This window comes from Parabacteroides sp. AF27-14 (genome assembly GCF_003635425.1).
Taxonomy (GTDB): Bacteria; Bacteroidota; Bacteroidia; order Bacteroidales; family Tannerellaceae; genus Parabacteroides; species Parabacteroides distasonis.
Genome location: NZ_QTLZ01000020.1, coordinates 20,248 through 32,318 on the forward strand (window position 1 = coordinate 20,248; position 12,071 = coordinate 32,318).

10 protein-coding genes are annotated in these 12,071 nt (G+C 44.7%); 7 read left to right on the forward strand and 3 right to left on the reverse strand.

Going from position 1 to position 12,071, the window contains the following annotated elements; genetic code table 11:
• Positions 1–35: 35 nt before the first annotated feature.
• The gene (locus DWY79_RS17325) at positions 36–173 is read right to left on the reverse strand and encodes a HepT-like ribonuclease domain-containing protein (protein ID WP_121963147.1); all 138 of its coding nucleotides are present in this window, start codon (positions 171–173) and stop codon (positions 36–38) included.
• An 86-nt stretch (positions 174–259) separates the two neighbouring features.
• Here DWY79_RS17325 and DWY79_RS22805 point away from each other — a divergent pair, with 86 nt between their 5' ends.
• The 6 genes from DWY79_RS22805 (at position 260) to rho (ending at position 7,860) form a co-directional block, all read left to right on the forward strand.
• Positions 260–433: a hypothetical protein gene (locus DWY79_RS22805; RefSeq protein WP_005856296.1), complete on the forward strand. Its 174-nt coding sequence runs from the start codon at positions 260–262 to the stop codon at positions 431–433.
• 120 nt (positions 434–553) lie between these two features.
• Positions 554–2,311: an aspartate--tRNA ligase gene (aspS, locus tag DWY79_RS17330; protein WP_005856298.1), complete on the forward strand. Its 1,758-nt coding sequence runs from the start codon at positions 554–556 to the stop codon at positions 2,309–2,311.
• A gap of 111 nt (positions 2,312–2,422) precedes the next feature.
• A complete protein-coding gene (locus DWY79_RS17335; protein WP_005868213.1) occupies positions 2,423–3,520 on the forward strand; it encodes a Nif3-like dinuclear metal center hexameric protein in 1,098 nt (365 codons plus the stop codon).
• A 1-nt stretch (position 3,521) separates the two neighbouring features.
• A complete protein-coding gene (locus DWY79_RS17340; protein ID WP_005868214.1) occupies positions 3,522–4,286 on the forward strand; it encodes a zinc ribbon domain-containing protein in 765 nt (254 codons plus the stop codon).
• Positions 4,287–4,359: 73 nt separating this feature from the next.
• Positions 4,360–5,676 carry a tRNA lysidine(34) synthetase TilS gene (gene tilS / locus DWY79_RS17345; protein ID WP_005868215.1) on the forward strand — a complete coding sequence of 439 codons (1,317 nt, stop codon included), beginning with the start codon at positions 4,360–4,362 and terminating at the stop codon, positions 5,674–5,676.
• A gap of 201 nt (positions 5,677–5,877) precedes the next feature.
• Entirely contained in the window at positions 5,878–7,860 is a 1,983-nt protein-coding gene (gene rho / locus DWY79_RS17350) for a transcription termination factor Rho (protein WP_122369942.1), read from the forward strand.
• A gap of 96 nt (positions 7,861–7,956) precedes the next feature.
• Here the strand turns inward: rho and DWY79_RS17355 are convergent, their stop codons facing one another.
• Positions 7,957–9,237, reverse strand: a complete 1,281-nt coding sequence (locus DWY79_RS17355; RefSeq protein WP_122369916.1) for a DEAD/DEAH box helicase — start codon at positions 9,235–9,237, stop codon at positions 7,957–7,959.
• Positions 9,238–9,373: 136 nt separating this feature from the next.
• On the opposite strand from DWY79_RS17355, the gene DWY79_RS17360 reads away from it, so the two are divergent.
• Positions 9,374–11,242 carry an ATP-binding protein gene (locus DWY79_RS17360; protein WP_121962748.1) on the forward strand — a complete coding sequence of 623 codons (1,869 nt, stop codon included), beginning with the start codon at positions 9,374–9,376 and terminating at the stop codon, positions 11,240–11,242.
• Positions 11,243–11,244: 2 nt separating this feature from the next.
• Here DWY79_RS17360 and DWY79_RS17365 read toward each other — a convergent pair whose 3' ends face one another.
• Positions 11,245–12,069, reverse strand: a complete 825-nt coding sequence (locus tag DWY79_RS17365) for a transporter substrate-binding domain-containing protein (RefSeq protein ID WP_008771887.1) — start codon at positions 12,067–12,069, stop codon at positions 11,245–11,247.
• Positions 12,070–12,071: the final 2 nt, after the last annotated feature.

Consider the following 12,071-nt stretch of genomic DNA (forward strand, 5'->3'; position numbering starts at 1 on the left):
TGTCCTCATCCACGGTATCGCTCACGGAAGGTGTCTCAAATATCAAATAACATTTTATCAATAGTCATTTTTATGGCTGGCAGATTATTTTTCATCACATCAAACACTATAACAGCGTCTATATCGAAATAATGATATGCTATAATGTCTCGCATTCCCATAACTCCTTCCATGTTCACGGACAATGTCGCTATCGCTATAAACCATTGGCGGTACTTGCTTGTTTAATAGCCATTATTACGTTAATAAAATAGAGAATATGAGAACAAATGATTCAAAAACATCCGTAGACTCTAAATTGGAGGAGATGGAGGAAAAGTATCCTGTAGAGCAAATCGCTGTTAAAAATGAGAAGAAAATAACGGCCAAGGATGTAAAGGAGGCTGTGAAAGAGATTAATCCCGATACGGACAGCTTGGGTAGCAGAGGGTAAAACGTATTTTAATTTGCTTAAAAGAATAATTATTAAGATTTATAGTATTATCTTTGTGGTTGCGGTTTGTAATAAACTGAGGTATAAAGATTGGTAAATCTAGCAAATTAAATAATAAAGATGTATAGAACAAGAACTTGTGGCGACTTGCGCCTTGCGGATGAAGGTCTGGTGGTTACACTGGCCGGTTGGGTGCAGAAAACCCGCAAAATGGGAGGAATGACATTTGTCGATATCCGCGACCGTTATGGTATTACTCAGTTGGTATTTAATCAGGAGGTTGATGCAGCTCTTTGCGAAAAGGCAAATAAGTTGGGCCGTGAATTCGTGATTCAGGTTACGGGTACGGTTCGTGAGCGTTCCAGCAAGAATGCGCATATCCCGACAGGTGATATTGAGTTGATCGTTTCTGAATTAAATGTCCTGAACACTGCGCTTACCCCTCCGTTCACGATCGAGGAGGAGACAGATGGCGGTGATGACTTGCGTATGAAATATCGTTATCTGGACTTGCGTCGTGCTTGCGTTCGTAAGAATCTGGAACTTCGTCATAGAATGGCGTTCGAGGTTCGCCGCTATTTGGATGAGCAAGGTTTCTTGGAGGTAGAGACTCCGGTTCTTGTAAATTCTACCCCGGAGGGTGCCCGTGACTTCGTGGTTCCTTCCCGTATGAACCCGGGACAGTTCTACGCTTTGCCTCAGTCTCCACAGACCTTGAAGCAATTGTTGATGGTTTCCGGTTTCGACCGTTATTTCCAGATCGTAAAATGTTTCCGTGACGAGGATTTGCGTGCGGATCGCCAGCCGGAGTTCACGCAGATCGACTGTGAGATGAGCTTCGTGGAGCAAGAGGATGTCTTGAATATGTTCGAGGGCATGGCGAAACATTTGTTTAAGGTAATCCGTGGTGTCGAGTTCAAGGAGTCGTTTATGCGTATGACTTGGCAAGATGCTATGAAACAATATGGTAGCGATAAACCGGATTTGCGTTTCGGCATGAAGTTCGTCGAGTTGATGGACATCATGAAAGGCCATGGTTTCTCCGTATTCGATAACGCCGCTTACATAGGGGGTATCTGTGCGGAAGGTGCTGCAAGCTATACCCGTAAACAACTGGATGCGCTGACTGAATTCGTGAAACGTCCGCAGGTAGGTGCTAAAGGTTTGGTTTACGCCCGTGTGGAAGCGGATGGTAACGTGAAATCAAGCGTAGATAAATTCTATAGCCAAGAGGTTCTTCAAGAAATGAAGAATGCGTTCGGCGCTAAGCCGGGTGATTTGATTTTGATCCTTTCCGGCGACGATGCGATGAAGACTCGTAAGCAACTTTGCGAGTTGCGTTTAGAGATGGGTAATCAATTAGGCCTTCGTGACAAGGATAAGTTCGTTTGCTTGTGGGTAATCGACTTCCCGCTGTTCGAATGGAACGAGGACGATCAACGTTTCTACGCTATGCACCATCCGTTTACCTCTCCGAATCCGGATGATATACCGTTGTTGGACACGGATCCGGGCGCTGTTCGTGCGAATGCGTATGATATGGTTATCAATGGCGTTGAAGTGGGTGGTGGTTCTATCCGTATCCACGACAGCCAATTACAGGATAAGATGTTCAAGCTGTTAGGATTCACCGAAGAAAGAGCGCAAGAGCAATTCGGTTTCTTGATGAATGCGTTCAAGTACGGAGCGCCTCCTCATGGAGGTTTGGCTTATGGCTTGGATCGTTTCGTGTCTTTGTTCGCCGGTTTGGATTCTATCCGCGACTGTATCGCTTTCCCGAAGAACAATTCTGGACGAGATGTTATGCTCGATGCTCCGGGTGTCTTGGATCCGGCCCAGTTGGACGAACTGAATTTGATCGTTGATATCAAGAAATAATCCAATCTGAAATTCCATTCGAATGGGAATCTTATTCCATCTGAATGGAATTTTCTTTTCTTCCGAAAGGAATTACTTTTTCTCCCGAACATAAATCAAAAGATATTTAGCATGGTAAAGGTTAAAGATATATTGAGAGAAATCGAGCATTACGCCCCGCTGCCGCTTCAAGAAGGTTTTGACAATGCGGGTGTGCAAGTTGGCGACGTGAACCAGCATGCGACGGGTGTGTTGCTATGCCTAGATGTTACCGAGGAGGTGCTTGATGAAGCGATCGAGATGGGATGTAACCTGATCATCTCTCATCATCCTTTGGCCTTTAAGTCGTTTAAGTCGTTGACTGGCTCCAATTATATCGAGCGTTGCATGATGAAGGCGTGTAAGTATGATTTGGTGGTTTATGCCGCCCATACCAATCTTGATAATGCCGTAGGAGGCGTGAATTACCGTTTGGCAGAGTTGATCGGCTTGCAAAATGTACGGATCTTGAGCCCCCAAAAAGGCGCTTTGTTGAAGTTGGTGACGTTTGTCCCCGAGGCTTATGCCGAGATCATGCGGAATACCTTGTTCAATGCCGGTGCGGGAAGTATCGGGAACTATGATGCTTGCAGTTATAATTTACATGGCGAGGGAACATTCCGTGCCAATGCGGGATGCAATCCGTTTTGTGGTGAGATCGGCGAGGTGCATGTAGAGAAAGAGGTGCGTATGGAGATGATCCTTCCGGCATTCAAGAAGACAGCGGTGACCCGTGCTCTGTTATCCGTTCACCCGTATGAGGAGCCGGCTTTTGATTTTTATTCGTTATCAAACACATGGGAACAGGCAGGTTCCGGTGTAGTGGGAGAGTTGCCTGCCGAGGAAGATGAGTTAAGTTTCTTGTTACGGATCAAGGCCCTGTTTAACGTCGGTTGCGTGAAGCATTCCCCATTTACGGGTAAGTCTATCCGAGAGGTCGCTATCTGCGGAGGCAGCGGCGCTTTCTTGATCAAGGACGCTATCGCGTATGGTGCCGATGTCTTTATAACGGGGGAGGCGAAGTACAACGATTTTTACGATGTGGAGGACCAGATTCTACTGGCGGTTATCGGTCATTATGAATCGGAAATCTGTACAAAAGACATATTTTATAACATAATATCGAAAAAATTCCCTACCTTTGCGGTACATTTTTCGAATGTTAATTCAAACCCAGTAAAATATTTATAGAATGGCTACAGATAAACAATCAGCTGAAAAGGAATATACGGTTGAAGAAAAGCTTTCTACGCTGTATCAACTTCAGACGATGATGACTGAAATTGATAAGATCAAGACCCTTCGTGGTGAGCTTCCTTTGGAGGTTCAAGACTTGGAGGACGAGATCGCAGGACTGGAAACACGTCTCCAGAACTATCAAGCGGAGATCAAGGAGTTTGAGACTTCTGTTGTTGAGCAAAAGCATAAGATCACGGAATCTACCACATTGATAGATCGCTATAAGGCACAATTAGATAATGTGCGTAATAACCGGGAGTTTGATAACCTGTCTAAGGAGATCGAGTTCCAAGGTTTGGAAATTGAGTTCTCAGAGAAAAAAATCCGTGAATTCGGAGAGGCGGTAGACGCTAAGAAAAAAGATATCGCTGAGCTGACTGAGAAGCTGGAAGGCCGTAAGGCTGACTTGGTTCAGAAAAAGAGCGAGTTGGAGCAGATCATTTCCGAGACAAAGCAGGATGAGGAGAAACTTCGTGAGAAAGCGAAGAAGCTGGAAGCCGCTATCGAACCTCGTTTGTTGACCGCTTTCAAGCGTATCCGTAAAGGTGCTCGTAACGGTTTGGCTGTTGTTTATGTGCAACGTGGCGCTTGCGGTGGTTGCTTTAACAAGATCCCGCCTCAGAAGCAATTGGATATCAAGTTGCGTAAGAAAATTATTGTTTGCGAATACTGTGGTCGTATTATGATCGACCCGGAATTAGCAGGTGTAGAAGATTAATTCAAAAGATCTATAAGTAATGGCTCTAGCTAAAACCGGCTAGGGCCATTATTGTTTTTAATACAAAGATGTTATGATACATACGATACGTTTATATATAGAGAAGTACCGGCTGTTATCCGAGGATCGTCCGGTTTTGGTCGGATTGAGCGGTGGTGCCGATTCTGTGGCTTTGTTGGGCGTATTGGTGCGTTTGGGATATCCGTGTATAGCGCTTCATTGTAACTTTCATTTGCGTGGGGAGGAGTCGGATCGGGATGAGGCATTTGCCTGTGAGTTCGCGGAATCTTTGGAAGTACCCTTTCATAAGATAGATTTCGATACGATCTCTTATGCCGGAGAGAAGCATCTCTCGATAGAGATGGCTGCCCGTGAATTGCGCTATGCTTGGTTTGAGGAGATGCGGGAGCGGCTGGGAGGGCAGGCGATCGCCGTCGCCCATCACCGGGACGATAATGTGGAGACAGTCTTGATGAATTTGATACGGGGCACGGGAATCCGGGGGATGAGCGGGATCCGTCCGAGGAATGGTTTCATCGTCCGTCCTTTGCTGTGCGTAAGCCGTGAGGATATCTTGGCTTGGTTGGCGGATCAAGGCTACGCCTATATGGTGGATAGCACGAATTTATCGGATGCTTATACCCGTAATTTTATCCGTTTGAATGTGTTGCCGCTTTTGGAGGAGATAAATCCATCGGCCCGGAATACCATCGCACGTTCCGCCGAGCATCTTTCTGCCGCAGAGACTATATATATATATGTATTGGAACAAGCCCGGAAAGAGGTTGTCGTATCGGATGATCGTCTTTCTATCGGGGCGTTGATGCGGTTTCCGGCTCCGGAGACGATTTTGTATGAGTTATTAAAAGAATATGGTTTTACCCGTCTGGTCTCGGACGATATTTTCGCTGCCTTGACCAAGGAGCCCGGTAAGCTGTTTTACTCTTCCACCCATCGTTTGCTGAAGGATCGGGATTATTTATGGATCACTTCTTTAGAGAAGAAGGAAGAGCGAACCTTCGTTTTAGATCCGGAAAAGGGTATTAATCATGAACCTATTGAACTATCTTTCCAAAAACTTGTTATAACTATAGGTTTCCCTATCGAGAAGAATAAGCGGATCGCTTATTTGGATTATGATAAACTCGATTTCCCTTTAACATTGCGGACTTGGAAAGAAGGCGATTGGTTTATTCCCTTCGGAATGAAAGGACGTAAGAAGTTGAGTGACTATTTCTCCGATCATAAATTTAGCCGGATTGAGAAGGAGCGCACATGGCTTCTTTGTAGTGGCGACGCTATCGTTTGGGTGGTAGGAGAAAGGACTGATAATCGTTTTCGTATAGACGAATCAACAAAGCGTGTGCTAATTGTGAATTTTTTGGGCTAAATCCTCGTTTATTGTAAAAATATTCTTACATTTGCGAAGATTTACTCCGCAGATATGTTACTAATGGTTCAAATTAGCTGAACAATCCGGTTATTACATGAAAATTATAATTAAATAAAGATACAATGATACCATTGGGCGTACATCGTGTTTGTATATGTGATCCGTGTGTATGTACCATTTATATTATTACTTCGCAATATGCAGAAATATAACATTCTAGAACTAAATGAAAAACTTCTTCCCGAACTTCAAAGTATCGCGGAAGAGTTGGGAATAAAAAAAGTTAGCAGCTTAAAGAAAGAAGAGTTGGTTTATCGGATTCTTGATGAGCAAGCGATCTCCTATGCCGGCATTCAGGCTGAAAAGATGAAAGAGAAAGAGGCTAAGAAGCCTGCAGAGGGCCGTAAGAGAGGCCGTCCGGCTAAAGCCGCTTCTCCTAAAGTGGCGAAGGCTGAGACTGCCGAAGCTGCAGAGAGTACCCAACAGGCTCCGGAAAAGCTAGTGACTGCTCCGGCTGACAAGAAAGAGCAAAAAGAGCAGCCTGAACGTAAGAAAAGAGTCCGTATCGAGAAAAAGGAAAAGGTAGCGGGCGCTATCGCTCCTTCCGAGGATAACAAGGAAGTGGTGGTTTCGAAAGAGCCGCAAACGATCTCTACGGTAACGGAAATCTCGGCCGTGGAAACTCCGGCGATAGTAGAGAGCCCGGTGGAGAAACCGTTGTTGCCTCCTGTTGTGGCGGAACTTGAAACGGAAGAAGAAGCCGCTTTGCCGGAAAATACGACTCCGGTAGAGGTAGCGGAAGAAACCACTTCACCACAAGCGACGGAAGAAGAGCCTAAGCGCATCGTATTTCGCCATCCGGACGCTAAATCCGTATTGGATCAAATTTTCCCGTTCTCCGCTCCGAAACTCGAGGCTAACAAACCTCAACCCGAGGCCGCTCCCCAGCAGAATAATCCTCGACAGAACAATCGACAGAATAATCATAATAACAACCGTAATAACAATAACGCTAATAACAACCAGCAGGCTCAAGAGAAAATGTATGAGTTTGACGGCATCCTTACAGGAACCGGCGTGTTAGAGATGATGCAAGATGGTTACGGTTTCCTTCGTTCTTCAGATTATAATTATTTGACTTCACCGGACGATATTTATGTCTCTCAATCCCAGATCAAGTTATTTGGCTTGAAAACGGGTGACGTGGTAGAAGGTTCGATCCGTCCACCGAAGGAAGGTGAGAAGTATTTCCCGTTGGTGAAAGTGGACAAGATCAATGGACGTACGCCGGAAGAGGTTCGCGACCGGGTTCCTTTTGATCATTTGACCCCGTTATTCCCGGATGAGAAATTCATGCTTACGGCACGTAAATCACCGAAAGTATACGATAATATCGCCGTACGTGTGGTTGATTTATTCTCCCCGATCGGAAAAGGGCAACGTGGTTTGATCGTCGCTCAACCGAAAACCGGTAAGACGATGTTGTTGAAAGATATCGCGAACGCTATCGCTTACAACCATCCCGAGGTTTATATGATTATATTATTGATCGACGAACGTCCGGAGGAGGTTACGGATATGGCTCGTAGCGTGGATGCGGAAGTGATCGCCTCTACATTCGATGAACCGGCTGAACGTCACGTGAAAATCGCTGAGATCGTATTGAACAAGGCGAAACGAATGGTAGAATGTGGTCATGATGTCGTGATTCTTCTGGACTCGATCACTCGTTTGGCTCGTGCTTATAATACGGTACAACCGGCTTCCGGTAAGGTGCTTTCCGGTGGTGTGGATGCAAATGCGTTGCAGAAGCCGAAGCGTTTCTTCGGTGCCGCCCGTAATATTGAGAATGGTGGTAGCCTTACGATTCTAGCCACCGCCCTTACGGAGACTGGCTCTAAGATGGACGACGTGATCTTCGAGGAATTCAAGGGTACGGGTAATATGGAGTTACAATTGGATCGTAAATTATCTAATAAGCGTATCTATCCGGCTGTGGATATCACGGCTTCCAGCACTCGCCGTGATGATTTATTGCAGGATGAGAGCACGTTGAACCGTATGTGGGTCTTACGCAAATATCTATCAGACATGAACTCTATGGAGGCTATGGAATTTGTTAAGCAACGGATGGAACAAACCGTTGATAATATGGAATTCTTGGCATCCATGAACGGTTGATAATATCCCATAAAAAAACACTATACTTTTGAGTTCAAAGCAATATTGTTTTAGCTCCAAAAGTATAGTGTTTTTCAAATAAAAAGTATAGTGCTTTTATTGCGCCTTTTTAGGCCTTCCACGATGTCCCATATTTCGTTTTTGTGGGCTCGAGGATGATCCTTTATCCTCACTTTTACGAGGCCGTCCTCTGCCTCTTTTATTCATACCGTATTTTTCCGGCTCATACAAGGGCACTTCGCCGAATTCCGGGCTGATCGGTATCTTATAAACCTCTTTTTCCAAGAAATCCTCTATGCGTTTGAATTGTGCTTGTTCGTCGATCGATACGAAAGTAATCGCCAATCCTTCGCCGTTCGTACCCCGTGCCGTACGTCCGATTCGGTGTACGTAATCCTCCGGATCATGCGGGATATCGAAGTTCACGACCAACTTGATGTCATTGATATCAATTCCACGTGCTACGACATCCGTAGCCACAAGGATATCGATATGTCCGCTCTTGAATTCTTTCATGACCTCCTCCCTTTGGGATTGCTCTAGATCCGAGTGCATGGCGGCTACATTGAACTTTAATCTTTTTAAGGTAGACGCTAATTCTTTCACCTTCATTTTAGAAGAGGAGAAGATAATTACTCGTTGAGGGCGGCTTTGAGTGAAGAGATCTTGTAGAATCTTGAGCTTTTGTGGATCGTAGCAGATATATGCGGTTTGCATGATAGATTCGGGTGGGCGTGAGATAGCGATCTTGACTTCTTCCGGATCTTTTAGGATGGTTTTAGCCAACGTCCGGATCTTAGGCGGCATGGTAGCCGAGAACATGATCGTCTGGCAGTAGGGGGGCAGCTGTTTATGAACCTGCATGATGTCATCATAAAAACCCATATCCAGCATGCGGTCCGCCTCGTCTAAGACGAAGAACGACACTTTAGACAAATCTACAGTACCTAACTTAATATGGGACAATAAACGTCCCGGGGTAGCGATCACGATATCCGCACCCATCTCTAAACCTCTCTTTTGTTGTTCCCAAGCGATTCCGTCGGTACCTCCATACACGGCTACTGCGGATATGGAAGGTATAAAATAAGTGAATCCTTGAATTTGTTGGTCTATTTGTTGAGCCAATTCCCGGGTCGGTGCCATAATGACCGCATTCACCGCATCTGTCGGATGACAACCTTTGCTTAGTTCATTAATAACTGGCAAAACATACGCCGCCGTTTTACCGGTTCCGGTCTGTGCGCAAGCGATGATGTCTTTACCTTCTAAAATGACAGGAATCGTTAACTCTTGGACTGGAGTCGTTTCGTCAAAATTCATGTCATAAAGCCCGTCTAATACGGCATCTTCCAAATCTAATTCATCAAATCTCATCTTTTTACATTCAAATTCCCGGTAAAGATAAAGATTATTTAGAAATATTATGCAATAGGTAGGTTTCTCTTTGGTGATAAATAGAAAAATAAATACCTTTATCCCCGAGTTATACCCCAAAAACGAAAGAATTAATATGAATAGTCTAGAAAGCGGAAGTAACGTTCAGTCTGGATTAGAGATGATCATGGAGAAGAGTCCCGATACGATTGTATTAGTAGATCGAAATCTTACTCTTGTCAAGGTTATTTCTGCAAAAGACGATTATTATCATTATTTAGCGAATAACTGTATCGGAAAGCAACCTCAAGCGTTGTTCCCGGACGGGAAGAACTACGATCAATATGAGATCTATAGAGCTGCGGTTAAACGTGTTTTCGAGGAGCAAGTGAAAGTGGATTTCTCTTTTGAGGTCTCTTTTGAAGGAAAGAACTATTATTATCTATCGCAAGCAAGCCTTTTTAATGAGGAGCTTGTAATCGTTTATACACGCGATGTATCTTCTCTGAAAACAGAAAACAATCTACAAGAACTGATCAATACGATATTAGATCGGTTACCGTTGGGGGTTTTCGTGAAAGATGGGGATAACCATTTTAATTACCTGTATTGGAATCATTTTATGGAGGAAATAACGGGTATTGAAACCCGGGAGATCGAGGGACATGATGATTTCGAGGTGAATTATAATGCCTTGATGACCGCCGAGGAGCGTCTGGAAACCGATATGAACGTGATCAAGACAGGACTGACCGCTAGATTCAAGGGCAAGGTAAAATCGGCCTCCGGCGATTACCGGGATATAGAGGTCGCTAAATATCCTATTTCCCTAAATAATGGCAAGCCGCTTGTCTTGGCTTTATGGAGAGATATAACTTCCGAGTTGGCTACGGAGAATACTTTGAGAAGAACCCGGATCTTGACGAAAATGGCATTGCGGATAAGTGATATACGTACATGCTCGATCTTCATCGATCCGGACAGTACCCATAATTTCAAGGATTCCGTTGTGACCTTGAACGATTGGAATACCATGTCGGAAGATATGATAGAGGTGTCATGGGGGCAGTTTATCAGCCGGGCGCATCCGGATGATCAAGAACATTATCATAATATGTTTACCCGTCTTTGCCGAGGGGAAATCTCTGAGGCAAGGATCGAGGCACGTATGCTATTTCCCGGCAAGAAGGAATATGTTTGGAGAGAGGTATTTGCTACCGTGTATGAACGGGACGAGAAAGGAAGACCTTCGGTTATCCTTGGATGTTCAACGAATATTCAGGAACGGAAGAATCAAGAATTAAGCCTTGAGGAGGCGAAGGTGAAGGCCGAGGCCGCTGATAAGATGAAATCGAAATATCTGGCGGATATGAGCCATGAGATCCGGACTCCTTTGAATGCGATTACCGGCTTCTCTGAATTGATGGCTTTTGCTGATACGGATGAGGAACGTATGTCGTACTACGATGTGATCAAGATGAATAACCAATTGTTGATGCAATTGATCAATGACATCTTGGATATCTCGAAGATTGAGGCGGATGCGATAAAGATCACATATGAGCAATTAGATGTCAGTGAATTGATGGATACGATTTATGCTTCCGCCAAGTTACGGGTCCCGGGAGGAGTCAAGTTAGTTTTGGAGAAAGGGGCTGACCACCATATGTTCGGTACGGATAGCATGCGTCTGTTGCAGTTGATTAATAATTTGGTGAACAACGCTATCAAGAACACGAAAGAAGGTAGCATCACGATGGGATATACCATTCAACCGGATAATCAATTACGTTTTTACGTAAGGGATACGGGAATCGGTATCGATAAGGACAAATTGAAAGATGTCTTCGGTCGTTTCGTGAAAATAAACGACTATATGGAAGGTATCGGATTAGGACTGGCTATCTGCAAAGGATTAGTTGTTAAGATGGGAGGTTCGATACATGTTACTTCTGAATTAGGGGTAGGTTCAGAGTTCTCCTTTATTTTGCCGTCTCACGAATAGCGCTATTTGTAATAGCGCTTATAAATTTGGTCGTATAATCCACTGTTCTTGATTTGCTGGAGCCAACTATTTAGGCTATCCAGTAGGACAGGGGAGTCTTTACGGACCGCCCACGATTGCAATTGGGTAAAACTGACATCCGTTAGGATATCGACTTCCGGCAGGTTTTTCTGGGTCATGCGAGCGATTTGTTGGTCGCATACGGCATAATCGATATCGCCTTTGGCTACCATGATCATAAGCTGCTCGGTAGAATATAACTCATCTTCCACCACGTAGATCGTATCGCCTATCTCGTGTCCCAGATTTTGCAGACGCAATAAGGCCGGGGAATCTTTCGGTATGTATAAAGTCTTTTGGGCTAAATCCAATTGGTTACGGATAGGGGCTTGTCCGTTGTTCGCCTCTGCCGTACGTTGTACCAAGACTTGCTTGTTGAGAACGATCGGTTCGGTGAACAGGTAGTTTTCCCGCATCTCGGAGGTGATGGGTATGTTTCTTGCGATTACGTCGCATTTGTTGTCCGATAATTCCTCGAAACTTTTCGCTAAACTCATTTCCAAATGCGTCTGAACCTCCAATCCGGATAATTTAGCGATCGCTTGGCTAAGCTCGTATTGAAAACCTTGCACTGTATCGCCTGATACGAAATACCCGGATTGATTGTATTCGGTTATCATCCGGAGAATTCCTTCTTCCTTGATTTCCGGATAATCACGAGGTCCGATCTCTTGGGGACGTTGGTTAAGTCTCCAAAGCTGTACCATTGTCACTACAGCGACAATCAGTAGGAAAGCGTATAGGATAAGCAACTTCTTAGATCTCATGG

Coding starts and splice junctions, on each gene's coding strand:
- DWY79_RS17365 (WP_008771887.1), bottom strand. CDS start 12,069: ATGAGATCTAAGAAGTTGCTTATCCTATACGCTTTCCTACTGATTGTC.
- DWY79_RS17340 (WP_005868214.1), top strand. CDS start 3,522: ATGGCTACAGATAAACAATCAGCTGAAAAGGAATATACGGTTGAAGAA.
- DWY79_RS17335 (WP_005868213.1), top strand. CDS start 2,423: ATGGTAAAGGTTAAAGATATATTGAGAGAAATCGAGCATTACGCCCCG.
- rho (WP_122369942.1), top strand. CDS start 5,878: ATGCAGAAATATAACATTCTAGAACTAAATGAAAAACTTCTTCCCGAA.
- DWY79_RS22805 (WP_005856296.1), top strand. CDS start 260: ATGAGAACAAATGATTCAAAAACATCCGTAGACTCTAAATTGGAGGAG.
- tilS (WP_005868215.1), top strand. CDS start 4,360: ATGATACATACGATACGTTTATATATAGAGAAGTACCGGCTGTTATCC.
- DWY79_RS17360 (WP_121962748.1), top strand. CDS start 9,374: ATGAATAGTCTAGAAAGCGGAAGTAACGTTCAGTCTGGATTAGAGATG.
- DWY79_RS17355 (WP_122369916.1), bottom strand. CDS start 9,237: ATGAGATTTGATGAATTAGATTTGGAAGATGCCGTATTAGACGGGCTT.
- aspS (WP_005856298.1), top strand. CDS start 554: ATGTATAGAACAAGAACTTGTGGCGACTTGCGCCTTGCGGATGAAGGT.
- DWY79_RS17325 (WP_121963147.1), bottom strand. CDS start 173: ATGGAAGGAGTTATGGGAATGCGAGACATTATAGCATATCATTATTTC.